General features: G+C 72.0%; 24 protein-coding genes and 1 tRNA gene. 22 read left to right on the top strand and 3 right to left on the bottom strand.

The window, feature by feature from the left end:
• The first annotated feature begins 140 nt into the window (after positions 1-140).
• Both STTU_RS09320 and STTU_RS35310 read left to right on the top strand, forming a co-directional pair.
• On the top strand, positions 141-782 hold the full coding sequence (locus STTU_RS09320; protein ID WP_007822093.1) for a TetR/AcrR family transcriptional regulator: 642 nt from the start codon (positions 141-143) through the stop codon (positions 780-782).
• 159 nt (positions 783-941) lie between these two features.
• Entirely contained in the window at positions 942-2753 is a 1812-nt protein-coding gene (locus STTU_RS35310; RefSeq protein WP_234019194.1) for an HNH endonuclease, read from the top strand.
• A gap of 467 nt (positions 2754-3220) precedes the next feature.
• Here the strand turns inward: STTU_RS35310 and STTU_RS09310 are convergent, their stop codons facing one another.
• Entirely contained in the window at positions 3221-3532 is a 312-nt protein-coding gene (locus STTU_RS09310) for a hypothetical protein (protein ID WP_043254669.1), read from the bottom strand.
• Positions 3533-4085: 553 nt separating this feature from the next.
• Complete coding sequence (locus STTU_RS09305) at positions 4086-4895, bottom strand: class I SAM-dependent methyltransferase (RefSeq protein ID WP_043254668.1); 810 nt, start codon at positions 4893-4895, stop codon at positions 4086-4088.
• Positions 4896-4952: 57 nt separating this feature from the next.
• On the opposite strand from STTU_RS09305, the gene STTU_RS09300 reads away from it, so the two are divergent.
• The 15 genes from STTU_RS09300 (at position 4953) to STTU_RS09230 (ending at position 17374) form a co-directional block, all read left to right on the top strand.
• Positions 4953-5669, top strand: coding sequence for a GntR family transcriptional regulator (locus STTU_RS09300; RefSeq protein WP_043254666.1), 717 nt, complete (start codon positions 4953-4955; stop codon positions 5667-5669).
• Between the two features lie 587 nt (positions 5670-6256).
• Positions 6257-6523 carry a DUF6284 family protein gene (locus STTU_RS09295; protein WP_007822082.1) on the top strand — a complete coding sequence of 89 codons (267 nt, stop codon included), beginning with the start codon at positions 6257-6259 and terminating at the stop codon, positions 6521-6523.
• Positions 6520-6969: a Pycsar system effector family protein gene (locus STTU_RS09290; protein WP_043254665.1), complete on the top strand. Its 450-nt coding sequence runs from the start codon at positions 6520-6522 to the stop codon at positions 6967-6969. Before STTU_RS09295 ends, STTU_RS09290 begins: the two co-directional genes overlap by 4 nt.
• On the top strand, positions 6966-7598 hold the full coding sequence (locus STTU_RS09285; protein WP_043254663.1) for a GGDEF domain-containing protein: 633 nt from the start codon (positions 6966-6968) through the stop codon (positions 7596-7598). Before STTU_RS09290 ends, STTU_RS09285 begins: the two co-directional genes overlap by 4 nt.
• Complete coding sequence (locus tag STTU_RS09280; protein ID WP_007822075.1) at positions 7598-8473, top strand: hypothetical protein; 876 nt, start codon at positions 7598-7600, stop codon at positions 8471-8473. Before STTU_RS09285 ends, STTU_RS09280 begins: the two co-directional genes overlap by 1 nt.
• A complete protein-coding gene (locus tag STTU_RS09275; protein ID WP_234019193.1) occupies positions 8470-8808 on the top strand; it encodes an RRQRL motif-containing zinc-binding protein in 339 nt (112 codons plus the stop codon). Before STTU_RS09280 ends, STTU_RS09275 begins: the two co-directional genes overlap by 4 nt.
• 23 nt (positions 8809-8831) lie before the next feature.
• Positions 8832-9374 (top strand): hypothetical protein, encoded by a 543-nt coding sequence (locus tag STTU_RS09270; RefSeq protein ID WP_007822073.1) that lies wholly within the window; start codon positions 8832-8834, stop codon positions 9372-9374.
• Positions 9375-9468: 94 nt separating this feature from the next.
• Complete coding sequence (locus tag STTU_RS09265) at positions 9469-11628, top strand: FtsK/SpoIIIE domain-containing protein (RefSeq protein ID WP_007822072.1); 2160 nt, start codon at positions 9469-9471, stop codon at positions 11626-11628.
• Positions 11629-11834: 206 nt separating this feature from the next.
• Positions 11835-12290 carry a hypothetical protein gene (locus tag STTU_RS09260; RefSeq protein WP_007822064.1) on the top strand — a complete coding sequence of 152 codons (456 nt, stop codon included), beginning with the start codon at positions 11835-11837 and terminating at the stop codon, positions 12288-12290.
• A 73-nt stretch (positions 12291-12363) separates the two neighbouring features.
• Positions 12364-13098: a DNA cytosine methyltransferase gene (locus STTU_RS09255; RefSeq protein ID WP_007822051.1), complete on the top strand. Its 735-nt coding sequence runs from the start codon at positions 12364-12366 to the stop codon at positions 13096-13098.
• Positions 13095-13988, top strand: a complete 894-nt coding sequence (locus STTU_RS09250; protein ID WP_043254661.1) for a bifunctional DNA primase/polymerase — start codon at positions 13095-13097, stop codon at positions 13986-13988. The genes STTU_RS09255 and STTU_RS09250 overlap by 4 nt, the downstream gene beginning before the upstream one ends.
• Positions 13985-14338, top strand: coding sequence for a hypothetical protein (locus STTU_RS09245; protein WP_043254659.1), 354 nt, complete (start codon positions 13985-13987; stop codon positions 14336-14338). The genes STTU_RS09250 and STTU_RS09245 overlap by 4 nt, the downstream gene beginning before the upstream one ends.
• Positions 14335-15498: a DUF3631 domain-containing protein gene (locus STTU_RS09240; RefSeq protein ID WP_043254657.1), complete on the top strand. Its 1164-nt coding sequence runs from the start codon at positions 14335-14337 to the stop codon at positions 15496-15498. The genes STTU_RS09245 and STTU_RS09240 overlap by 4 nt, the downstream gene beginning before the upstream one ends.
• 206 nt (positions 15499-15704) lie before the next feature.
• Complete coding sequence (locus STTU_RS09235) at positions 15705-15899, top strand: helix-turn-helix transcriptional regulator (RefSeq protein WP_007822038.1); 195 nt, start codon at positions 15705-15707, stop codon at positions 15897-15899.
• A gap of 65 nt (positions 15900-15964) precedes the next feature.
• A complete protein-coding gene (locus STTU_RS09230; RefSeq protein WP_007822037.1) occupies positions 15965-17374 on the top strand; it encodes a tyrosine-type recombinase/integrase in 1410 nt (469 codons plus the stop codon).
• 129 nt (positions 17375-17503) lie between these two features.
• On the opposite strand, the gene STTU_RS09225 is transcribed toward STTU_RS09230, so the two are convergent.
• Positions 17504-17575 (bottom strand) — tRNA-Arg (locus tag STTU_RS09225).
• Between the two features lie 179 nt (positions 17576-17754).
• Here STTU_RS09225 and STTU_RS09220 point away from each other — a divergent pair.
• From STTU_RS09220 to thrC, 5 genes are all read left to right on the top strand, one after another.
• Complete coding sequence (locus STTU_RS09220; RefSeq protein WP_007822036.1) at positions 17755-18165, top strand: response regulator; 411 nt, start codon at positions 17755-17757, stop codon at positions 18163-18165.
• 321 nt (positions 18166-18486) lie between these two features.
• On the top strand, positions 18487-19467 hold the full coding sequence (gene nrtL, locus STTU_RS09215) for an ArgS-related anticodon-binding protein NrtL (RefSeq protein WP_007822035.1): 981 nt from the start codon (positions 18487-18489) through the stop codon (positions 19465-19467).
• A 21-nt stretch (positions 19468-19488) separates the two neighbouring features.
• On the top strand, positions 19489-20886 hold the full coding sequence (gene lysA / locus STTU_RS09210; RefSeq protein ID WP_007822034.1) for a diaminopimelate decarboxylase: 1398 nt from the start codon (positions 19489-19491) through the stop codon (positions 20884-20886).
• A gap of 200 nt (positions 20887-21086) precedes the next feature.
• Positions 21087-22388 carry a homoserine dehydrogenase gene (locus tag STTU_RS33860; RefSeq protein WP_176724751.1) on the top strand — a complete coding sequence of 434 codons (1302 nt, stop codon included), beginning with the start codon at positions 21087-21089 and terminating at the stop codon, positions 22386-22388.
• 6 nt (positions 22389-22394) lie between these two features.
• Positions 22395-23456: a threonine synthase gene (gene thrC, locus STTU_RS33855; RefSeq protein WP_007822032.1), complete on the top strand. Its 1062-nt coding sequence runs from the start codon at positions 22395-22397 to the stop codon at positions 23454-23456.
• The last annotated feature ends 471 nt before the right edge of the window (positions 23457-23927 follow it).

Here is a 23927-nt window from a genome sequence, read left to right as displayed (position 1 = left end):
GGGGGTCCTCCTGGCGTCGGTGCCGACTGATGAAATCATCAACATTGATGAAGTCCCACGTCAATGGGTCGGCGTCCGCTCGTCATGAGAAATTGATGAAATCATCAACTCTGTGACCGGCCGTTGCTAGACTTCCCCGCATGCCGACCCCAGCCCCCACAGGCGACGACCGCAACACCCGCCGCCGGGCCAGGACCCGGCAGGCGCTCCTGCGCGCCGCCCGCCAGGTCCTCGCGGAGGACGGGGACACGAGCGTGAGCATCCAGGAGATCGCCCAGCGCGCCGACGTCGGCTTCGGCTCCTTCTACAACCACTTCTCGTCGAAGACGGAACTCTTCGAGGCGGCGGTCGAGGACGCGCTGGAGGAGTTCGGCAGCACCTTCGATGCCCGGCTGGCCTCCGTCGACGACCCCGCCGAACTCCTCGCCGCCGGTTTCCGCCTCAGCGTCCGCATGGCCGACTCGCACCCCGAACTGATGCGCGTCCTGCGCCACCGCGCCCTCGCCTACCTCCACTCCGACCAGGGCCTGGCCCCCCGCGCCCGCCGCGACATCGAACTGGGCATCACCACGGGCCGCTTCACCACCACCGACCCCCTGGCCGCCCTCACGGCGGTGGGCGGCTCCCTCCTCGCCCTGATCGACCTCCGCTTCGCCCGCCCCGACCTCCCCCCCGACCAAACCGCCACCACCCTCGCCACGATGGTCCTCCGCATGCTGGGCCTCCCGGAGGAAGAGGCAAAGGAAGTGGCGACACGACCGCTGCCGGAGGTGGGGCGGTGACCACTCCGCGCGAGGTGCCGAGCTTTTCGGCGTGGCAGGTGCCGGTGACCCGTCCGGCGTAGTTCCGTGGCGCCCGTGGAAAGTCGGGTAGCCGGAGTGGACGCCCAACGGGCAAGAGGAGTCAGGGCATTGTCGTACCGTCCTATTACTGTTTCGGGCATGGGATTGAGTGGCGTATCACGGCCGAGCGTGCTGGCGGCTGTGGCGGAATACGAGCAACTGGGGCACGAGGGGCTGCGTGAGCACTACGGCTTCGGCCTGGCGGGGTTTTCGCGGATGGTTCTCGACAACAAGCGCTACGACGCGCACACGATCGCCTCGCTGGCTCAGCGCTACGGGGCGGGCCACTGGCCCCTGCCCGAGGAACTGACCGGCGGCGAGGAGGCGATCGCGGAGCGGTTGGAACAGGCGGGGTTCGTCGTGGAGCGCGGCGCCGCCGCGGAGGCGGATGTGCCCGCCCGGGCTCCTCAGTTGGTTCTCCAGCCGCGTGGCCTGAAGGCCGGCGCCCCTCGCCACTTCACCGACACCGTGCGTGACGGCGTCGCGCTGGCGGACATCGAGAAGTACCTCGGCGAAGACGCCGGACTGATGCGAGAGCTGTACCCCGGGGGGACTGTCTGGCTCTGGGGCAGCACCCCGTGCTCCGTGCCCTGGCACGCGAAGACGAAAGCGCTGGAGGGGCGTCGGGTCGGGGACGACGTGTTCTTCTACCACAGCCATCATTTCATCGCCCGCGCGCGCATCCTGCACCTCATGCGCAATTCTGAACTGGCCAGGAATGTGTGGGGCGCTGACGAGGAGGGCGAGACCTGGGAGCACGTGATGGCTCTGGGGAACGTGGAGCACTTCACGCCCGCTGTATCGGCGAAGCCGGTGCTGAGCCACTTCGCCCTGGGGAGCAGCCTGAGGAGCCTCACCCTCAAATCGGCGAGCGACTACGCGAACGCCGCCTCCCTTTTCCCGGGCGGCGGTGAAGGCCCCGGAGGCGCGGGTGTGAGGCCGACGACCGCCACGGCCCCTGGAGGCTCCACCCTGCGTGACCGCATCGCGGCGCTGAACATTCCGGGCGAGGCGAAGCGCGTAGCCGCCGATCGGCCCGAATCGCTCGCGCTCCTGTGGGCGTCTTCGCGGATCGCGAAGGAAAAGCCGCGCCTGTTGCCCTTGCCCCGCCTCCGGGAGGAGATGGGCCCGCTCCTGGCCGATTTCAGCGAGCGGGAGGCCGAGGACGCCTCGAACGGCTCCTCTTTCGAGTGGCTGCGCCACGACGAACTCTGGGAAGTACGGGGAAGTTTCGAAGACCTCTCGCTCGAAGGGGCGCCCGAGGAATCCGACGAGGCACCGCCGATCGTCGGCCTCAGCCTTCCCGCAGCCGAAAAGCTGAAGAATGCCACCACCCGGCTGGAGACCGTCGCCACGCTGTGCCGGGGTGCGCTTGGCGGCATCGACCAGCGCGAGTTGCTTCAGCGGGTCGGGCTCGGTGGCTACGAGAACGCCCAGGGCGAAACGAGCGACACACGCCCGGACGGCGCTGCTCTCCTCCCGGGGCAGCGTGAGGCGGAACACGAAGAAACGGCAGGGCCCGCTGGACGCCGGAAGGGCGGCTACTCCAGAATCATCCGGAATTCCGCGTACGCGCAGCAGGTGAAGGAACTGCATGGGGGACGCTGCCAGGTGTGCGGCACCCAACTGGAGCACGGAGGCAGGTCCTTCGTCCAAGCAGCGCACATCCGGGGCCTCGGCGCCCCGCACAATGGTCCGGATGTGCTGGGCAACCTGCTCTGCCTGTGCCCCAACGACCACGCGCTGTTCGACGGGTTCGCGATCTACGTCGACGAGCACTGGGTGGTGCGGCGGATGGACGGAGGGGCCTCGCCCGGAGAGCTCCGCCGCGTGTCCGAGCACACCATCGACGCGTCACAGGTCGCCTACCACCGAGCGCTGTGCATGCTGTCCGCCCCCGCACACCAGTAGCCCCCGCGACCGGGCTGCCCCCCACCCTCGCGCGCAGGCGCGGCGGCGCAGCCCGCTTTCCGGCCTCTCGGCCCGCTCCGGCCGAACGCGAAAAGACCCCGCATCCAGCTTCCGCTGGCGGCGGGGTCTTCATCGGCACCTCGTCCAAGGTGCCCCCGGCAGGATTCGAACCTGCGCACACGGCTCCGGAGAGGATGCGGGGTTAGGGCGTCGAACGGGCGTTGACCTGCGGTCGAGTGGGGAGCGGGCCCGTCGAGGAGGGGGCCTGTGTCTGGGGTGTGTCGCGGGGAGCCTTGGGGGCCCGGTGTCCTATCTCTGATCCACGGTCGCAGACCGATATTTCCGGCGGGGGATCGGCTTGCCTCAGGAGTCGAGTTGAGCTGGGGGATTACGACGTGTACCCCCCGATGTCATCGGGGGGTACACGAGTTGCGCACGATCCTCATAGGCTCGGCAGGCCCGTTTGGCTAGTTGGTGCGGCGGCTGATCACGATGTACGCCATCGGCAGCAAGGCCGCCAAAGTAAGCAGGCCACTCTGGAGCTGCCAGGGCGTTCCAGTGCCAACCACGTCCAATGCGCGCGCCATCAGGTAGGGGCCCAAAGCAGACCCCAACACCCCAGTGACCGTCGGCACAGTCGCCAACATCAGGTGCGACTGCCCCGAGGGGACGCTCATGGTGACCGAAGGGCCATCGGGGGTGGTACTGAAGGTGACGTAGGCAGCCGAAGTCGGCTGATCCAAGTTGTCGTTCTGACGCGCGTCAGGGCGCTCGATCATTAGGTCTCCCGACGGAGGCCCAGCCCTAGGTTTCATCCCCCAGGCGGTAACTGAGCCTTGGCTGCTGCACTTCTCCACCTCGCTCTGCGCTCGTTGCGGTCACTCGAATGCGCGAGGGTGCGTCTATCCCCCTCGCGCATCAGACAGTAGCATTTTAGGTGCGTAGACGCACCAGCTTCGCGCGGCTATGGTGTTCATGACCGCGCGAGACCTGCCACGGCCCAACTCCGCCCGAAGCCGCATGCGGCGTTCATAAGGAAGGGGGACCAGATGTCCCATACCTCGGGCGTAACTCGCCCTCCGTCCAGCGAGCGATACTCCGTAACCCTGGTCCCGCCCGCTGTAAAGGCAATCGCAGAACTAGTCGATCAGACCGGTCTCTCGAAGACAGACGTGATCAACCGTGCCGTCCAGATCTATGCGTACCTTGAGTCCCAGAAAGGAGAAGGGTCCGACCTTCTGTTGCGCGGACCAGATGGTGCTTACGAGCGGGTGCACATCGTTTGAGCTGACGGCATGTCCAGGTGACCCTGTCAGGGGGCCGCGACATCGTCTACTGCGGCGCTCGGCCTACCGCCAGAAGGTGCGAACTAGCGGCGAGCAGTTCGGGGTAGGGCTCTGCCATCCTGGCCGCTTCCAGAGCGGAGGCGATCAGGTCGTCAGTGGGGCCGCTGCCCGGTTGCTGCTCGGCGGCCTTCACGAGCGACCAGGCGGGCCCCTCAATCCCGAAGACCTGTACGCCTGTGAGGCCGGCGCCGCTCAGCTCCGCCGCCAGTTCCTCGGCCCTGTGGAAGTAGGCCAGGGTGAAGCCCCTGGCCCCGTCGTGCACCGCCGTCGCCAGGATCTTCGAGACGGAGGCGCGCATCCGGTCCGTGTGCAGGTGCGCGTACGTGACGTGCTCGAAGAGGGAGGCGTAGCGGTTGATAGCAGCCGCCGCGATCAGGCCCCCAGGCTTCACGACGCGGCAGGCTTCCGCGAGCGCCTTGCGCCGGTCCTCTTCGGCCGGCAGATGGTAGAGGGGGCCAAGGAGCTGCACGGCGTCGAAGGTCTCATCCGGCTCCGGCAGGGACCTCGCGTCCCCCACGACGGCACGACACACGGCGGATGCTTGCTCCACGTGACGGGGCACGGGGTCCACCACCGTGACTTCGTAGCCGTCCTTGACCAGCCACTCCGCGTGAATGCCGGTTGCCCCGCCTACGTCCAGGACTCGGGCCGGCGCATCGGGGAGAAAACGACGCAGAAGCTCCTGCGTGCGCACCAGCTCCATGCGCCCGTCCGCCGTGGCGCGCAGGCGTGCGTCCTCGTTCACCGTCTCGCCGTAGAACCGCATCACGGAGGGAGCCAATTCGAGATTCGACATGACCGCAGTATCGTTGCGTACCGGTGGACCAGTCCAGCGCGCGAGGTAAGGGAAACCATGGCTGTCCTGAAATACGAAGAGATCGCGGAATCGCTGCGCGCACGCATTGCCGCAGGTGAGTACGGTCCCGGCGACACCATCCCTTCGGGGCGAGAGTTGGCCGAGCAGTGGAATGTGTCACGAGCCACTGCCATCAAGGCGGTGGACGTGCTGCGCGGCGACGGCATCGTCGTGGCCAAGCAGGGAACGGGGTTCGTCGTGACCGAGACGCCCGTCGCGCGGCCGGCTGGCGCTCGCCGAGCCGGGTCTGCGCGCGTCCTCGGCGGGATGCCGTTCCTTCGGGTCGGTGAGCCGGATTGGGCGGAGCCGCCTCCGCATATCGCCGAGGCGCTACGTGCCGAGCCGGGCGAACTCGCCCTCCGGCGGATTCGGGTCCTCCAGTTGCCGGACGGCAGCCCGAACAGCTACGTGGAAGCGTGGTTCCCCCGGTCGATCGGCGAAGCGGCGCCGCGCTTGTCTGACGCGGCGCCCATCGCCGAAGGCACCACGCGCTACGTTCGCCGGCAGACTGGGCGGTTTCCGGTGGAGGGCGTGGACGTCACTACGGTCCGCCTGGCGACCGAGGTCGAAGGCGAGCGGCTGAACGTCGCCAAGGGGAGCGCGGTCGCTGTTCTGCTCCACACCGCGTACGACCAAGAGGGCCGCCCCCTCGTGTGCGAGGAGGGGGTCACTCCCGCCGCCCTCTTCGAGCAGGTGGACACCTACGCCATGTAGGCGTTCACCCCCTCGGGCAAGCTGGACCGGTCAGCCGGTCCAGCTTTTTTGACGTCTTTTTAGGTCGCCTGAGCTGCGGAAACGTCGCTTGTTCGCTGGCAAGTCTGTGTTTGACGCTTGACTGGACCGGTCCACCGGTCCAGTCTGGGTCTCGTGAACGCCGCTCCTGAACATCGGGGGCTTCGGTTCGGGATAGCTCGTGCAGTTGGGGCCCCGAGTTGATCGTTCCTTGACAACTGAATCCATGGGCCACCGCCTCCCGAAGACATAAAGGCGGTCAGCGCGGCTCAGGTTCGCGCAGCAACTTGCACTTCGACCTCAGGGAGCCCCTGTGTTCCTTCGATTGCCCTCGGCGCCGCTCGTGCTGGACCGGTACGAGCGGTAACGCCCTTCGCGTCATCCCGCCGCACACACAGCCTTCCGGTCGCGGCGGCCGGCTGCCTCTCCCCCTCGTCCCGTCCGCTGCGGCGATACGAGGGGGAGCGCGGGGAGCCGGAGTTTCCGATCCCAACGGCGTGAGCCCCCGGTGCTGGAACACCGGGGGCTCTGTTCGGGCCGTTGCCCACCTGCAAGGGAGATCACGACCCATGGATCACATCGTTACTGTTCAGGACGCCGTTACGGCGTTCGCGGACTGGCTGGAGCCGACGGCCGCCGAGCTGGACGCGGTCGAGGTGGAGATGCCCGCGATCCTCGCGGACGTTGACCTCCTCGACGCGCAGATCCTCACCCTTGACCGCGTTCCGAACGAGCTGGACACCGCGCGGCTGCGCCGGGCGCAGCGGCGGGTGCTGCGGGAGCGGGCCGCCCTGGCGAACGTCGCCTTCGGGCGGCAGTCGGGCGGTGCGGCATGAGTGCCCCGGACGCGTTCGTGAAGGCGGCGCACGCCGAGGTGAAGGCGGAGATCGCGCGGACGGACACGAAGACGGGGTTGCTGCTGGCTTTCCTCGGCGCGGTCCTCGCCGGTTCCTGGAGTCTGGCCAAGGATGCCCCGCTCACCGTCTCGGCCTGGGTGGCGGGCGGGCTGGGGACCGTGCTGCTGCTTGCGGCGGCCGGGCTGCTGCTGCGCTCGGTGCGCCCGAACCTGGGGGGCCGTCACGGCTTCCCGTTGTGGGCGACGCTCACGGCTGAGGAGATCGCCACCGCCGTGCGCGGCGACCTCGCGGCCGATGTCGCGGGGCTGTCCCGAATCCCGGTCGTGAAGTACACGGATCTGCGGCGCGCTGTGGACCTGACCGGGGTCGGCTGCGCCTTCCTCGTCCTCGCCGCGCTTCTGGCGCTGATCGGGGGTGCGTCGTGAGCGAGACCCTGACCGCTCTTGCCACGGCGGCCCCGCTCGTCGCCGGGTGGGCAGCCCACGTGCTCTCCCTGCGGCGGGGGCTGACCCGGGCCCGCCGCGACCCGCTCACCGGCTTGTGGACGCGGGACGCGTTCACCCGCAAGGCCCGGCGTCTGCTCCGCGATGAGCGTGCGGTGGTGGTGCTGGCGGACGTGGACCACTTCAAGCAGGTCAACGACCGCCACGGCCACGCCGCCGGTGACGCGCTCCTCGCCTCCGTCGCCCGCCGCCTCGCCCACGCCACGGGCCCGAACGGCGTGTGCGGGCGCCTCGGCGGGGACGAGTTCGCCGCCGTCCTGATCGACACGGACGGCACCGCCGCCGACCTCCTCACACTCCTTCACGGCGTCCTCGCCCGCCCCGCCGAGGGGCAGCCGTCCGAGGTCGCCGCGACCGTTTCCCTCGGGTGGGTGCGGGCCGCCGACCACCCCGGCGGCGACCTGTCCGCGCTGCTGGCGCGGGCGGACGAAGCGATGTACGAGGCCAAGCGAGCGCACCGGCCCATAAAGGCCCCGTTCGCCAGCCGTCTCCTCGGGTTGGTCACCGCGCGCCGCTCGGGCCGGCGCGACGCCGTGCGGGAGGTGGCGTGATGAAGGCCAAGACCGTGCTTCCCGCCGTCGCCATGACGGCCGTGTCGATGGTCCTCACGCTGGCGGTGGTGGTGATGTGGCTGGGGCGGGCGATGCCGTGGCCGGTCGCGCTCGTCGTCGGGCTCGGGATCGACGGAGGGTGGCTCGCCACCCTCGCCTATGAACGCCGCCTGGCCGCGCAGGGCGACCACAGCCGCCCCGTCACCGCCGTGGGCTGGTCCTTCGGGCTCATCGCCGCTGGTGTCCTCATCGTCCACGCCCTCACCGCCGAAGCGTCCAAGGGCGCATGGCTCGCCGTGGCCTGGCTCCCTCTCGCGGCGAAGGCCCTGTGGCTCGTGCACGGGCTGTGGGAGCGGACCGCGCTCACCCCGGCGGCCCTCGGAGCGATCCGGGGTATCCAGCAGGAGGCCCGCGACGAAGCCGCCGTCTCCCGTGCCCGCCTGCGCGCCGAGGCGGGCACGGAGGAGACCCGGTTGACGGCCGTGACGGAGGCCGGGGCGCGCGTCGCACGCGTCCAGGCCCGCACCGCTCAGACGCTCTCCGAGGCGTGGGCGACGCTGGAGAACGCCCGCACGGGTGAGGAGACGGGACCGGCTCTGACCAGCGTGACGAGCCGCGTCACACCCTCCGGCACACCCCGCTGGGAACTCCCCGTCTGGGGCCCCAGCGTCCCCGTCGCGGAGCTGGAACCCACCCCCCTCACCGACGGTGAGTTGGACGCGCTGGTTGCCGAGATCCGCGTCAGCCGCGTCCCGGCGTTGTCGTACCGGGAGATGGCGTCACGCTTCCGTAGCGCGGGTCACAGCGCCTCCGAGGTCCGCCTGCGCGGAGCCTGGAAACGTGTCCTCGCCACCGAGACCGGGGCCGTCTCGTGAGCGGCGCCCTGCCGGTCTATCGGTGGAAGCTCGCCCCCGAAGGGCTTGCCACCCGCCGCCAGCTCCGCGCCCTCGGCCTGCGCCCCGGCGGACAGCCCGTCGCAGCCCAGCTCGAACGGCCGCGCCGGCGGCGGGGCCCGCTCGTCGCCTACCTCTACCGCCTCGACCTCGCCCGCCCGGTGCGTCCGATGACGCCTCGGCGGGCGGTGGCACTGGCCAAGGCCAACCAGGCCCGCCGCACCTGCCCCGTCTGCGGGCGCGATGCCGGGTACGTCCTGCCCGCCCACCTCGGTACCTGCGTCCCCTGCGCGGACGCCACCGGGGCTGCGGCCTGACCCCACCCAAGGGGGAACGCACCGTGAACCTGACCGTGGAAGTCCACCAGCTCTTCGCGCGCCGCGACATCGGGCGCCAGGTCAAGCGCCTGGCCCCGCTCGCCGCCCGCGAAATCACCTACACCGTCCCCGGTCGCCTGGCCGAGGTGCGGATCGTGGTTACCGGTCCGAAGGCCCTCCCGGGCCTGATCGTGGAGGCGGAGACCGTGCTGCTGGACGGTGAGCCGTCCCGCTCGCACGCCAGCCGTGAGCTGCGCGAGACCCGCCAGTTGGCGCGTACGGCGCAAGCGCGGGCCGTGCCCACCCCGGAGGGCGGGGCCGTGATCGTCGTGAACGCGATGGAGCACCGCACCACCCACGAGGTCGCCGTCACCCTCGTCCACGAACTCACCCACGCCGCCCAGTTCACCCGCCGGGGCGTCCTGGAACGCATCGTCCGCGACCGGCACGACGCCTACGGCCTCCGCCGCCAGCGCCCCCGCGAGGCCCGCGAGCACCTGCGCCAGGTCGAAGCCGAGGAGCGCGAAGCGTACGAGGCCGAATACCTCGCCGACCGCATCGCCTGACCCCCACCCTTCCGGGCGCCGCTCCGAGGCGCTACCGCGCGCCCGGAGCGGCGCGTCAACGGCCCCGCGCTGTGGGGCAGATGGAGACTTTGCCGTGTCCGAGAACGTCGTCAGGCTCTTCAAGGAGCCGAACCCGCCCGCGCCCGCCAGCGGCCCCCAGACGCCCCCGCCCAACCCGCCCGGTACTGAAAAGCCCACCGCGCCCGTGATGGCGCCCGCGCCGCTGTGGGTGCGCTCGGGGAGGGTCGTACGGGCCACCGTCACCCACCCGCACGTGTCCGGGACCGCTCGGCTCGCGGCCCGGCACAGTCTCTACGTCGCGGGTGGGGCCCGGATCGTGACGCGTCGGATGTGGGAGTCGCGTACGACCGCCCGCTACGAGCGGATGATGCGCGCCGCCGAAGCCGCCGGGAACACGGAGCTGGCGGCGGAGTGGGAGGAGCGCGGGCAGCGCTTCCGCGACGCCCGCCACCGCCGCCGCATGGACCTGCTCACCGCCCCCGCCGACGCCGCACGCGGCCTCGCCATCGGCACGGGTGCCGGAATCGGCGCGCTTGTCGCCCTCGGCGTCGTCCTCGCCATCGCGAACAAGGACGTCACCGACGTGATGACCCCGCTGATGGCGGTGGTGAAGCTCATCAAGCTGCTCATCACGATCGTCACGGTGGTGTGGGGGCCGCTCGTCTCCCTCGCCCCCTTCCTCGCCCTCCTCGGCCTGTGGGCCGTGGGCGCCCACCAGAAAGCCGCACCCCAGTGGGCCCTCCCGGCCAGCGTCCGCGACGGCGAGGGCGAGCCCATCACCCCGTCCATCGTGGTCAAGGCGCTGCGGGACCTCGGCGTGCCCGCCCTCGGCCGGGCCATCAAGGAGATGGGCGACGCCGGCGCCTCCATGCTCGGCCCCATCCGCATCGCCGGGTGCGGCGTAGAGGTCGACGTCACCCTCCCGTCCGGGGTCTCCACCAACGAGGTGCAGGCCAAGCGGCGCAAGCTCGCCGAGAACCTGAGCCGCCACGAGCACGAGGTGTTCATCACCATCCCCACGGCCGCCCGCACGGTGCGGTTGTGGGTGGCGGACTCGGGTGCGCTGGATGAGCCGATCGGGCCGTCTCCGCTGGTCACGGACGAGACCCTGACCGCCGACTACAAGAAGGGCAAAGCCCCTTGGGGCCAGGACCTGCGCGGGGATGCCGCCGCGCTGAGCCTCTACCAGCGCCACCTGCTGGTCACGGGCCTGTCCAACCAGGGCAAGACGGTGGCCCTGCGGTCGCTGGCCTTGTGGCTGGCGCTGGACAAGTCGGTGCAGTTCCTCATCGGTGACCTCAAGGGCGTGGGCGACTGGAACATGTTCGATGGCCTGGCCACCACCCTGATCCAGGGGCCGACCGACGAGCACGTCATCGAGGTCACGGAGATGGTGGAAGGCGCGGTGGAGGAGATGAACCGCCGCATCCAGGCCCCGCCCGGCACCACCTTCCCCCCGCTCATCGTCCTCGTGGACGAGGCGCAGGTGGCGTTCATGTGCCCGGCGAAGACGACGTACGTGAGCGAGAAGGGCCAGGTCAAGTCGGGTGCCCCGTACGGAGGGTCGAAGGCCGATTCCCGGTACTTCATGGCCGTCCGGAAGATCCACAACCAGGGGCGGGCGGTCAACGTCCTGATGTGGCAGGGCACTCAGGACCCGACCAACGAGAACCTGCCCAAGCTGGTACGGGAGGGCGCCCACACGCGGGCCTCGCTCGCGCTGGGCACCGAGTCGCAGGCGCGGATGGCGCTGGGGGACAAGGCCGTGGATGGCGGGGCCGCGCCGAACCTGCTGCGGCCGGGACTGGACCGGGGCACGCTCGTCGTCGCCTCGGACGGCATCACCATCCCCGCCGGACAGTCCTCCATCACCGTGCGCACCCACTACATCCCCGACGACGACGCCCACGCCATCACCGACCGCGCCAAGGCCCTGCGCGACGGCGTCACCACCCTGCACGTCATCGACAGGGGCGAGGACCGCGACCCGCTCGCGGACATCCTCACCGTCCTGGGGACCACGGCCCGCGTCTACACGCAGGACGTGTTGAAGCGCTTGTCCGCGCTCGCGCCGCAGGCGTACGGGCAGTGGACCAACGGCGACTTGAAGCGGGTCCTGGAGGGCACCGGGGCCGAGCCCTACAAGTCGGACGGGCGCATGGTCGTCGGCCGCGAACGCCTCACCCGCGCCCTCGCCGACCGCGACAGCGACGGTTCCGCTTCCGCGAGCTGACCCCAGGGAGCAAACCCGCGCGGGTCAGGGAGGTAGGGAGAACTCCCTGAAACCCTCCCTGACCCGCCTCCCTCCACCTGACCTGCACAAATGATCAGTCAGGGAGGCAGGGAGGCACCCCAGCTCACAGCCCCGAAACCCCCCGTACGGGCACTCCGGCAAGGGGTGCCCGAGCCTCCCTGAGCCAGCACCGGAAGGGATTCCGCATGTCCACCGAACACCCCACCCACTGGCCCCTCACGGGCGCCGTGGAAGTCCACCGGCCCACCCCCCTCAACCCCACGCCGGCGCCGCTGCCGGTCGTCCCGGCGGGCGCCGTGCCGGAGGTGACGACGATCGTCCTGCCGGACGGCCGCACCCTCACCGGCTACACCGCCCCCACCGCCCAGTCCGCCCCGCTCGCCGTGAGGCCGCCCGTGTCCCGGGCGGCGGTGAACATCGCGCTGGGCGGCATCGGCTTCGCCGCCGTCTGCGGCGGCCTCTTCCTCCTCACCGCCTTCATCACCGCGCTCACGGCGTTCATCACGCAGCTCGTGATCCTCGCGGCCGTCATCTTCGGCGGGTGGATCGCCGTTCAGGTCTTCGGCCACCGCGACCGCGCGAGCGGGACGACGGTGAACATCCGCAAGGCCGTCATCAAGCGCAACCACTTCCACAGCTGAACCACCGAGGGCGGCCCCCTTCCGCCAAGAACCGGGGCCGCCCTCACCAGCTCTTCAACTGGAGGTATCCAGCATGCCCGACCTGACCCCCTTCCCGCGAGAGCGCGGGCGGCGCCCGCGTCTGCTCGATCTGTTCTGCTGCGCCGGCGGGGCCGCCACCGGCTACGCCCGTGCCGGGTTCGACGTCGTCGGTGTGGACGTCGCCGACCGCCCCAACTACCCCTACACCTGGCACCGCGCCGACGCGCTCGCCTTCCTCACCCGCCTGCTCGACAGCGGTGAGATCGCCGGGTTCGACGCGGTGCACGCCTCCCCGCCCTGCCAGGCCGGTTGCGCGCTCACCGTGGGCACCAACGCCAGCCGAGGTTGGGGGCGCTCGCACGTTCAGCTCATCCCCGAACTGCGGGTCCTGTTGGACCGTACGGGGTTGCCGTGGGTGCTGGAGCAGCCCACCGGCAAGGCCCCTGTCCGCGCCGATGTGCGGCTGTGCGGGGAGATGTTCGGCCTGGGCGTGCTCCGCCACCGCATCTTCGAACTCGGCGGCGGGTGGAGCGCCGTGCAGCCCCCGCACGTGCGGCATCGGGGGCCGGTGCGGGGGTGGCGGCATGGCGTCTACCGCGAGGGGCCGTACGTCGCCGCGTACGGCAACGGCGGCGGCAAGGCCACCGTCCCCGAGATGCAGCACGCCATGGGCATCACCTGGACCAACGAGCGCGAGGAACTGACCGAAGCCATCCCCCCGGCCTACACCCACTGGCTCGGCACCCACCTCCTCGCGCAGCTCACCGGGGCGGAGGTGACCGCATGAACGCCCCCCTCCTCGCCGCCGCCCTCACCTGCGCCGAACGCGGCTGGCCCGTCTTCCCTCTCCGCCCCGGCAGCAAGCGCCCCGCCCTCCACGGCGAAACCAACTGCCCCCGCACCGGCCCGTGCGGGCCCGGCCACCTCGGCTGGGAGCAGCGTGCCACCACCGACCCCGACCGCCTCCGCCGCGCCTGGGCGAGCGGGGACTACAACGTCGGCCTGGCCACCGGCCCCGCCAACCTCGTCGTCATCGACCTCGACGTGCCCAAGCCGGGCACCGAAGGCCCGGACGGCGCCGCCCACCTGCGGGCGCTCGCCGAGCAGCACGGGCAGCCGGTACCGAGTACGCGCACCGTGCGTACCCCTTCCGGCGGGACGCACCTGTACTTCCCCGCCCCCGCCGCCGCCCGCCTCCGCAACACGGCCGGGACCCTCGCCCCGCTCGTGGACACCCGCGCGTGGGGCGGCTACGTCGTCGCCCCCGGCAGCATCCTCCCCACCGGCCAGTACGAGAGCGTCGCGCCGTTCGCCCTGCGGCCCCTGCCGCCCTGGCTGCGGGGCTTGCTGACGCCCCCGCACCCGTGCGAGCAGGCACGCGCCGCCACCACGGGGCGGCAGGTGTACGGAAGCGCCTACGCCCGTGCCGCGCTCGACGGGGAGGGCGGCAACGTGCGCACCGCCCGCGAGGGAACCCGCAACGCCACCCTGCTGCGCGCCGCCCGCGCCCTCGGCCGCCTCATCGCCGCCGGCGACCTCACCCGACCCGTAGTCGAGACCGCTCTTCAAGGAGCGGGGGAGGCCGCCGGATTGGGCGCCGCCGAGTGCGCAGCCACCATCCGCAGCGCCCTGAACTGGTCCCTCGCCCACAACACGGCAGGGAGGCAGGCCGCATGACCGCGCCCCGACCCCTCCCCCTGAACAGCCCCACCCCGACCACCCCGACTGGGGAGGACGCCGTCCCCTCCGCTCCGCCCACGGCCGGGGGCGAACCGGAGGGCGCCGCCCGCAAGGGCGTCGTAGTAGCTCTTCGCCCGAAGCCGCGCCCGACCGGACAGCGCTACCAGGTCGGTGGCCTGCACGTCATCGCGCCGCCGCGCCGCACGCCCCGCGCCCGCTCGTGGTGCGTGTGCGGGAGGGACCGCACCGCCACCGGCACTGCTGCCGTCCTCGCGCTCGTCGCCGAGCACACCGATCACCGCACCACCTGCCCCCGCCCCGCCACCGAAGGGAGGGCCGCCGCGTGAACACCGAACCCATCGACGGGGCCGAACTGCTCAACGAGGTCGAGCAGTTCCACCGCCGCTTCAACGTCTTCCCCCACGACGACGCGTACGCCGCCGTCGCCCTGTGGGATGCACACGCCCACCTCCTCGACGCCTTCGACTCCACCCCCCGCCTCGCTTTCCTCAGCCCCGAGCCCGGCTCGGGCAAGTCCCGCGCGCTGGAGATCGTGGAGACCCTCGTCCCGCAGCCGATGGTGGCCGTCAACGCGAGCGCCGCCGCCCTTTTCCGGGCCGTCTCCTCCGGCGAGGGCCGACCCACGATCCTCTTCGACGAGATCGATACCATCTTCGGGCCCAAGGCCGGGGAGAACGAGGAACTGCGCGGCTTCCTCAATGCCGGACACCGCCGGACCGGCGTCACCTACCGGTGCATCGGGGACGGCGGACAGCAAAGCGTCGTCGCCTTCCCCTCGTACTGCGGCGTCGCCGTCGCCGGGATCGGGACTCTCCCGGACACGATCCTCACCCGCTCCATCGTCATCCGCATGCGCCGCCGCGCCCGCAACGAGCACGTCGAGCCCTTCCGCGCCCGACTCCACGAACGCGAGGGCAACGCGCTGCGCGACCGCCTGGCCCAGTGGGCCGAGCAGGTCCACGGGCAGATCACCGAGGCATGGCCCGAGATGCCCGAAGGCGTCACCGACCGGCCCGCCGACGTCTGGGAACCCCTCCTCGCCGTCGCCGACGCGGCAGGCGGCGACTGGCCCCAGCGCGCCCGCGCCGCCTGCCTCACCCTCGTCCGCGCCGCTCAGGACACCGACAAGCACAGCCTCGGCATCCGCCTTCTCACCGACCTGCGGGACCACGTCCTCATCGGCGTCGACAAGCTCCCCACCATCGCCATCCTCGACCGGCTCAACGCCCTCGAAGACGCCCCCTGGGCCGACCTCGACGGCAAACCCCTCGACAACCGCCGCCTCTCGCGCCTCCTCGGCGAATACATGACCTCCGCGAACGAGCCCGTCCGCTCCCGCAACATCCGCACCGCCGGCGGCGTCCTCAAGGGTTTCCACGCAACCGATCTGCACGACGCCTGGACCCGCTACTGCCCGCCCCCGCCCGGAGGCGCGGCTACGACCGCTACGCCGCTACAGCACAGCTCAGAGGGGGCGACTCCGTAGCGGCAGCTCTTCATGTAGCGGCTACGCCCGCGCCCGCCACAACCGGGCGTAGCCGCTACACCCACGCCTTCCCGCTACAGAGGCGGCACGCTGACCTGCGGTGTAGCGCTGTAGCGCCCGTAGCGGCCTTGCCGCAGGGTCCCCCGAAGCCACACCCGTCCCCGCTGACTACCAGACCCTCCCCGTACGCGCAGGAAGGGGCTCCTATGCCCACCCGTACGCCTGACGAGAAGATGACGATTTCCGAAGTGATCGCGGACTTGAAGGTTGCCCCCGCGACCTTCTACCGCTGGCGCCAGCTGGGGCGCGCCCCCCGCTCCATCAAGCTCCCGAACGGCGCCGTGCGCATCCGCCGCTCGGAGTACGAGCGCTGGCTGAGCGAGCGGGAGGACGCCGCGTGAGCACGAACGCACGCGGCGGGGCGGGCCGGTCCTCCGGGTCGGCCCGCCCCGGGTTCTCCTTCGACGTGAAGCTTTGGCAGATCACGAAGACCGGGCGGAAGTCGCGTCCGTACCGCCTGCGGTGGAAGGTCGCGGGAGAGGTGCACGGCGACACCTTCGCCTCGCTCGCGCTGGCGGAGAGCCGAGAGAGCGAGCTGCGCCAGGCCATCAACCGGCGCGGCGAGCCGTTCGAGATCGAAAGCGGCCTCCCTGAGTCGGAAGTGCGAGCCGCCGCCGAGGAGACCGCGCGCAAGGCTGCGGAAGCCGAAGCGGCTGCCGTGCTCGACTGGTTCGCGTTCTGCCGGGTGTACGTGGCCCGGCGGTGGCGGGGGAGTGCGGCGAAGACCCGGGAGGGGATCGCGGACGGGCTGGCGACAGGGACGCTTGGGATGCTCAAGCCGGGGGAGGGGTCGCCGGATGCGGAGGTGCTGCGGCTCGCGTTCCGGTGGGGCGTCGTGCCCGCGCACAAGGACGCTGAGCCGCCCGAGGAGCTGCGGGAGGCGTTCGGCTGGCTGCTCGCCGGCACGCGCCCGCTCGCCGACCTGGCCGACACCGCCGTCGTGGAGGACGTGCTTCACCACCTGGCGCACCGCCTCGACGGGAAGCCGGCGGCGGGTGACACGCACAAGCGGCGCCGCCGTGCGGTGAACACCGCGTTCGAGTACGCGGTGATGGCGGGGGAGCTCCCGGAGAACCCGTTCACCCGCTCACGGGGGAAGCGGGCCGGCTCGCAGGACGTCGTGGATCCGCGCGTCCTCGTGAACCCCGTACAGGCCCGGCAGCTCCTCGCGGCAGCTTCGTACGTGGGTTCGTGGCATCGGGCGCGTGGGCGGCGCCTGGTGGCCTTCTACGCCGTCATGTACTACGCCGCCCTGCGTCCCGCCGAGGTCGTCGGACTCCGGCGCGCGGACTGCGACTTGCCCGAGGAGGGGTGGGGGACGCTCACGTTGTGGGAGACGCGTCCCGTGGCGGGGAAGCAGTGGACGGACTCGGGGGAGCGGCACGATCGGCGCGGTCTGAAAGCCCGTGAGGTCAAGACCGACCGGCCCGTCCCGATTCCGCCCATCCTCGTCGCCATCCTCCGCAAGCACCTGGACACCTTCGGGACCGCGAAGGAGGGCCGCGTCTTCGGGAACGAGCGCGGGGACGTCGTGGGCTCCTCGACGTACTGGCGGGTGTGGGAGGAAGCCCGCGGGCTCGCCCTTCCGCCCGATCGGGTCGCCTCCCCGCTCGCGGGGCGCCCGTACGACCTCCGGCACGCCTGCATCACCCGGTGGCTCAACGCGGGTGTCCCCGTCGCCGAGGTCGCCCGGCGCGTCGGCAACTCCCCGGAGGTCATCCACCGCCGGTATCAGGGCTGCATCGACGGGCATGAGCAGGTGGCCAACGACAAGATCGCGCGAGCGATGGAAGAGGACGGCGACACAGTCGCCTGAGTGTGTCTGGGGTGTGTCGCAGACAGCGGGATAGAACGAGAAAGAGCGGGAGCCAGTGAGACTGACTCCCGCTCTCCTCTGTCGGCATCCGCCCAGCTCAGCGCCGTGTTTCCGCTGATCTCTGGCGAGTGCCCCCGGCAGGATTCGAACCTGCGCACACGGCTCCGGAGGCCGTTGCTCTATCCCCTGAGCTACGGGGGCGTGTCGGCCGCTGTGGGCGGTGACGGGTAGAACAGTAGCAGCTTCGGGTGGGTGGGTGTGACCAGGTATTCCGGGGTGGGGGAGGGGGTTCCGTACGGGTGTCCGGGTGGGTCCCTCCGTGGGGGCGGATGTGGGGAAAGCCGGGACGAGGGGTGGGGGGCGCGCCTAGGCTCGGGGTTGTGCCAGGGGCGACCGGCCGGGTTCTTGTGGTCGACGACAACAAGATGATCCGGCAGCTGATCAGGGTCAATCTCGAACTGGAAGGCTTCGAGGTGGTGACCGCGGCCGATGGTGCCGAGTGCCTGGAGATCGTGCACGAGGTGCGGCCCGACGTCATCACGCTCGACCTCGTCATGCCCCGGCTCGACGGCGTGCGGACCGCCGAGCGGCTGCGCGCCGATCCCCGTACGAGCCACGTGCCGCTCGCCATGGTCAGTGCCTCCGGCGCCGAGGAGGCCGACCGCTCGCTCCCCGACATCGACCTCTTCCTCGCCAAGCCCTTCGAGCCCGAGTGCCTCGTCGCCGCCGTGCGGGAACTCGCCGAGCGCGGACGCCGCGTCTCGGTCGACAAGAAGGAGGAGGGGGAGTAGCGGCTCCCCCCGGCCCCGTCGCACGCGCCCCATCTTGCCCCGGCCGTCCGCCCTGCCCTGGCCGCCCGCTCCGCCGGGTCTGCCGCCCCGGCCCCGCCTAGGCACCCCGCCTGGTCCATGCGCGCCCTCTCGCCCCGGTCTCCCGCCTCGCCGGTTCCACCGCCCCGACCTCCTCCACGCGCCCCGGCTGCCCCCGCCCGGTCCACGCCCCCGCCGCCCCCCGGCCGCCCCCGCCCATCGCGCCAGCTCCCCCGTCCACATTCCGGGACCTCCCCCTTATCCATTGGCCCCCACCCCGCCCCCCTCCCCTACGCTGGACCCGTGACCCCCGCAGAACTCTCCCGCACCGTCCTCGGTGCGCTGCGGCGTGCCGTCGCGGCGGGGGAGGTGGACTCCGTGGCCGCGGATGTGCTCGCGCGGGTCACCGTCGCCGTGCCGCGGCCCGGGGGGTACGGGGACTACGCCTGCAATGTCGCGCTCGTCGCGGCCGGGGCCGCTCGCACCAGCCCGCTCGCCCTCGCCGCCCTCCTGCGCGAGCGGCTGCGGCACGATCCGCGCCTCGCCGACGTCCGCGTCACCGGGCCCGGCTTCCTCAACTTCGCGCTCGCCGATCCCGGCACGTACGAGCGCGACCTCGTCGCCGAGACCCTCGCGCCCCGGTACGGCGACGCCCTCGCCGGTCACCACGTCACGCTCCGGCCCCTCGGCGCGCGCGCACACGTCCTCGCCGAGGCCGTCGCACGCCTCACCCGCGCACAAGGCGGCGAGGTGCGCGTACGCACGGACCACGGCGAGCCCCTCCGCGCCGCGCCCCCCTCCGCGCAGACCGCCCCCCTCGACCCCGAGTCGCGCCGCTGGGCCCTCCTGCACACCGCCCCCGCCGACCGCCCGCGCCTCGACGCCGCCCTCCTCGTGCAGCGCGTCGAGAACCCCCTCTTCCTCGTGCGGTACGCGCACTCCCGCGCCCTCGCCCTCGTGCGCAACGCCGCCGCTCTCGGGTACGCGCCCGAGCCCGGCGACAGCGGTCCGCACGCCGCGCCGCTGCTCGCGCTGCTCGCCGAGCACCCCGCCGTGCTGCGCCGCGCCGCCGAGCACCGCGCGCCCGACCGGCTCGCGCGCCGTCTCGTGCGCGTCGCCGACGCCCTTCTCGATCTCCACGACCGCACCGGCGGGCTGCTGCCGCTCGGCGGGCTCAAACCCGGGGCCGCCCACCGCGCCCGGCTCGCCCTCGCCGAAGCCGCCGGGACGGTGCTCGCCGGTGGCCTGACCCTGCTCGGCATCAGCGCGCCCCCGTACGTCTGAACGATAGAGAGCACGACAGCCATGAGCCGTTCCGCCCACCCCGCCGGTCCCCGCCACGGAGACGTCCTGCCCGAGGGCCACTACGCGGCCCCGCCCGCCGACCTCAACGCCCTCGACCCGAAGGTCTGGGCCCGTACCGTCCGCCGCGAGGGCACCGAGGAAGGCGCGCTCAGCGTCGGCGGCGTGCCCGTCACGCGCCTGGCCGAGGAGTTCGGCACGCCCGCGTACTTCCTCGACGAGGAGGACTTCAGGACCCGTTGCCGCGACTGGCGCTCCGCCTTCGGCGAGGGCGCCGACGTCTTCTACGCGGGCAAGGCGTTCCTCAGCCGCGCCGTCGTGCGCTGGCTCCACGAGGAGGGCCTCAACCTCGACGTGTGCTCGGGTGGCGAGCTGCTCACCGCGCTCGACGCGGGGATGCCCGCCGCGCGCATCGCCTTCCACGGCAACAACAAGACGGCGGCCGAGATCGAGCGCGCCGTCGCCGCCGGGGTCGGCCGCATCGTCGTCGACTCCTTCCAGGAACTCGTCCGCGTCGCCCACACCGCGCAGGCGCTCGGCCGCGTCCAGCGCGTGCAGATCCGCGTCACCGTCGGCGTCGAGGCGCACACCCACGAGTTCATCGCGACCGCGCACGAGGACCAGAAGTTCGGCCTCGCGCTCGCCGGGGGACAGGCCGCCGAGGCCGTGCGCCGCGCGCTCACCCTCGACGGCATCGAACTCGTCGGCATCCACTCGCACATCGGCTCGCAGATCTTCGACATGGCGGGCTTCGAGGTCTCCGCGCGCCGCGTCGTCGGGCTGCTCGCCGAGATCCGCGACGAGCACGGCGTCGAACTGCCCGAGATCGACCTCGGCGGCGGCCTCGGCATCGCGTACACCTCCGACGACGACCCGCGCGAGCCGCACGAGATCGCCAAGGCGCTCGGCGACATCGTCACGCGCGAGTGCGAGAGCGCCGGGCTCGCCGTGCCCCGCATCTCCGTCGAGCCGGGCCGCGCCATCGTCGGGCCCACGGCCTTCACGCTGTACGAGGTCGGCACGATCAAGCCGCTGGAGGGGCTGCGCACGTACGTCTCCGTCGACGGCGGCATGTCGGACAACATCCGCACCGCGCTCTACGACGCCGAGTACTCCGTCGCGCTCGCCTCGCGGACCTCGGACGCCGCGCCGATGCTCGTCCGCGTCGTGGGCAAGCACTGTGAGAGTGGCGACATCGTCGTGCGCGACGCCTTCCTGCCCGCCGACCTCGCGCCGGGCGATCTGCTCGCCGTGCCGGCCACGGGCGCGTACTGCCGCTCGATGGCGAGCAACTACAACCACGCGCTGCGCCCGCCCGTCGTGGCCGTACGGGACGGGCAGGCCCGCGTCGTCGTGCGGCGCGAGACGGAGGAGGACCTGCTCAGGCTCGACGTCGGCTGAGCGGGGACACGGGTGCGGGGCGTCGTGGCAGGGCGGTTCACGGCGCCCCGCACCCGTACGGAATGCTTGTCTCACGCATCGGACGCGGGGCTGAAACCCCGGGGCCGTGCGTGAGACTGGACCCACCGCGACACACAGGCTCCGCGCCACGGAACACGCGGCAGCCCGCGGAACGACACGGAAAGACGAAACGAGGTCGGATGATGCGCACGCGTCCGCTGAAGGTGGCGCTCCTTGGCTGTGGGGTAGTCGGCTCAGAGGTGGCGCGCATCATGACGACGCACGCCGACGACCTCGCCGCCCGCATCGGGGCCCCCGTCGAACTCGCGGGCGTCGCCGTGCGCCGCCCCGACAAGGTGCGCGAGGGCATCGACCCCGCGCTCATCACGACGGACGCGACCGCGCTCGTCAAACGCGGCGACCTCGACGTCGTCATCGAGGTCATCGGCGGCATCGAGCCCGCCCGCACCCTCATCACGACGGCCTTCGCGCACGGCGCCTCGGTCGTCTCGGCGAACAAGGCGCTCCTGGCCAAGGACGGCTCCGCGCTGCACGCCGCCGCCGTCGAGCACGGCCAGGACCTCTACTACGAGGCCGCCGTCGCGGGCGCCATCCCGCTCCTGCGCCCCCTGCGCGAGTCCCTCGCGGGCGACCACGTGCACCGCGTCCTCGGCATCGTCAACGGCACGACGAACTTCATCCTCGACAAGATGGACTCCACCGGGGCGGGCTACCAGGAGGCCCTGGACGAGGCCACCGCGCTCGGCTACGCGGAGGCCGACCCGACCGCCGACGTCGAGGGCTTCGACGCCGCAGCGAAGGCCGCGATCCTCGCCGGGATCGCCTTCCACACGCGCGTCGGCATCGACGACGTGCACCGCGAGGGCATGACCGAGGTGACCGCCGCCGACTTCGCCTCGGCGCGCGCCATGGGCTGCACCATCAAGCTCCTCGCGATCTGCGAACGCGGCGCCGACGGCAGCAGCGTCAGCGCGCGCGTGCACCCCGCGATGCTCCCGCTCAGCCACCCGCTCGCGGGCGTCCGCGAGGCGTACAACGCGGTCTTCGTCGAGTCCGAGGCGGCCGGACGGCTCATGTTCTACGGGCCGGGGGCCGGGGGCGCGCCGACCGCGTCCGCCGTGCTCGGCGACCTCGTCGCGGTGTGCCGCAACCGGCTCGCCGGGGCCACCGGGCCGGGCGAGTCCGCGTACGCGGGGCTGACCGTCTCGGGCATGGGCGACGTCGTCACGCGCTACCACATCAGTCTCGACGTCGCCGACAAACCCGGCGTGCTCGCCCAGGTCGCGACGGTCTTCGCCGAACAGGGCGTGTCGATCGACACCGTGCGCCAGCAGGGCCGGGGCGACGGCAGCGGCGAGGCGAGCCTCGTCGTCGTGACCCACCGGGCCCCCGACGCGGCCCTCAGCAGCACCGTCGAGGCGCTGCGCAAGCTCGACACCGTCCGGGGCGTCGCCAGCATCATGCGGGTTGAAGGAGAGTAGGCAGTCATGGTCCACCAGTGGCGCGGCATCATCGAGGAGTACCGGGACCGGCTCCCGGTCGAGGACACGACCGAGGTCGTCACGCTCGGCGAGGGCGGCACGCCCCTCGTCCCCGCGCAGGTGCTCTCCGAGCGCACCGGGTGCGAGGTGTATCTCAAGGTCGAGGGCGCGAACCCGACCGGGTCCTTCAAGGACCGCGGCATGACGATGGCGATCACGCGCGCCAAGGAGGAGGGCGCGAAGGCCGTCATCTGCGCCTCCACCGGCAACACCTCCGCCTCGGCCGCCGCCTACGCCGTGCGCGCGCGCATGGTGAGCGCGGTGCTCGTGCCGCAGGGCAAGATCGCGCTCGGCAAGATGGGCCAGGCCCTCGTGCACGGCGCCAAGATCCTCCAGGTCGAGGGGAACTTCGACGACTGCCTGACCCTCGCCCGCGCGCTCGCCGACAACTACCCGGTCTCGCTGGTGAATTCGGTCAATCCGGTACGGATCGAGGGGCAGAAGACCGCCGCGTTCGAGATCGTCGACGCGCTCGGCGAAGCCCCCGACATCCACGTCCTGCCGGTCGGCAACGCGGGCAACATCACGGCCTACTGGAAGGGGTACCGCGAGTACGCGGCCGACGGCGTCGCGAGCCGCACCCCGCGCATGTGGGGCTTCCAGGCGAGCGGTTCGGCGCCGATCGTGCGCGGCGAGGTCGTCAAGGACCCCCGTACCCTCGCCACCGCGATCCGCATCGGCAACCCCGCCTCCTGGCAGCAGGCGCTCGCCGCGCGCGAGGAGTCGGGCGGCCTCATCGACGAGGTGACCGACCGCCAGATCCTCGCCGCCTACCGGCTGTTGGCGGGCCAGGAGGGCGTCTTCGTCGAGCCCGCCTCCGCCGCCTCGGTCGCCGGGCTGCTCAAGGCCGCCGAGCAGGGACTCGTCGACCCGGGGCAGCGCATCGTCTGCACGGTGACGGGCAACGGCCTCAAGGACCCCGACCGCGCGACCGAGGGCGCCCCGCGCCCGACCGTCATCCCGGTCGACGCCGCCGCCGCGGCGCACCGCCTCGGCCTGACGGGCTGACACGCGCGGGCGACGCCGCCCCCGGGCGGGGAATCTCCTCGTACGGGGGACGGCGGCGCCCCGCGATCCGCCCGCCGCGACCCGCGCGCCCCCGCGCTCCGGCCCGTGGAATCGGGACAAGACGTGCGGGACCGTCAGAAGTGGCGGGGGTCGCACACCCTCCCGGCGACACGCGTCATGCGCCTCCCGTGCGCCCTATGTCGCGGGGGGCGCTTCCTTCGATAGGCTGTGCCCCACCTGCCCCGCCGCTTGTGCCGCGGTGCCGCTGCCGTTGTGGCCGTACGATCCCACGCGCCCGGATGTGATCCGGACGTCCCGGGGGGATTCGCCGGAAGCGTGGAAATCCCCGCCCCCGCACCCCAATCCCCACCAGCCCGCCCCGCGACAGTCACCGCGAGGGCTGCCGCCTCCAGCGGTTCGCCCCGCGCCGCACGGTGCAGTCCCGCCCGAGGAACACAAGGAGAGTCCCCA

Origin of the sequence: Streptomyces sp. Tu6071 (assembly GCF_000213055.1) — a bacterium.
Taxonomy (GTDB): Bacteria; Actinomycetota; Actinomycetes; order Streptomycetales; family Streptomycetaceae; genus Streptomyces; species Streptomyces evansiae.
Note: the sequence above shows the minus strand (reverse complement) of the source record. Positions and strands in the feature narration are given on the sequence as shown.

Coding starts and splice junctions, on each gene's coding strand:
- thrC (WP_007822032.1), top strand. CDS start 22,395: ATGGTCCACCAGTGGCGCGGCATCATCGAGGAGTACCGGGACCGGCTC.
- STTU_RS09295 (WP_007822082.1), top strand. CDS start 6,257: ATGGATCACATCGTTACTGTTCAGGACGCCGTTACGGCGTTCGCGGAC.
- lysA (WP_007822034.1), top strand. CDS start 19,489: ATGAGCCGTTCCGCCCACCCCGCCGGTCCCCGCCACGGAGACGTCCTG.
- STTU_RS09280 (WP_007822075.1), top strand. CDS start 7,598: ATGAAGGCCAAGACCGTGCTTCCCGCCGTCGCCATGACGGCCGTGTCG.
- STTU_RS09255 (WP_007822051.1), top strand. CDS start 12,364: ATGCCCGACCTGACCCCCTTCCCGCGAGAGCGCGGGCGGCGCCCGCGT.
- STTU_RS09235 (WP_007822038.1), top strand. CDS start 15,705: ATGCCCACCCGTACGCCTGACGAGAAGATGACGATTTCCGAAGTGATC.
- STTU_RS09290 (WP_043254665.1), top strand. CDS start 6,520: ATGAGTGCCCCGGACGCGTTCGTGAAGGCGGCGCACGCCGAGGTGAAG.
- STTU_RS35310 (WP_234019194.1), top strand. CDS start 942: ATGGGATTGAGTGGCGTATCACGGCCGAGCGTGCTGGCGGCTGTGGCG.
- STTU_RS09260 (WP_007822064.1), top strand. CDS start 11,835: ATGTCCACCGAACACCCCACCCACTGGCCCCTCACGGGCGCCGTGGAA.
- STTU_RS33860 (WP_176724751.1), top strand. CDS start 21,087: ATGATGCGCACGCGTCCGCTGAAGGTGGCGCTCCTTGGCTGTGGGGTA.
- STTU_RS09300 (WP_043254666.1), top strand. CDS start 4,953: ATGGCTGTCCTGAAATACGAAGAGATCGCGGAATCGCTGCGCGCACGC.
- STTU_RS09245 (WP_043254659.1), top strand. CDS start 13,985: ATGACCGCGCCCCGACCCCTCCCCCTGAACAGCCCCACCCCGACCACC.
- STTU_RS09250 (WP_043254661.1), top strand. CDS start 13,095: ATGAACGCCCCCCTCCTCGCCGCCGCCCTCACCTGCGCCGAACGCGGC.
- STTU_RS09320 (WP_007822093.1), top strand. CDS start 141: ATGCCGACCCCAGCCCCCACAGGCGACGACCGCAACACCCGCCGCCGG.
- STTU_RS09305 (WP_043254668.1), bottom strand. CDS start 4,895: ATGTCGAATCTCGAATTGGCTCCCTCCGTGATGCGGTTCTACGGCGAG.
- STTU_RS09310 (WP_043254669.1), bottom strand. CDS start 3,532: ATGATCGAGCGCCCTGACGCGCGTCAGAACGACAACTTGGATCAGCCG.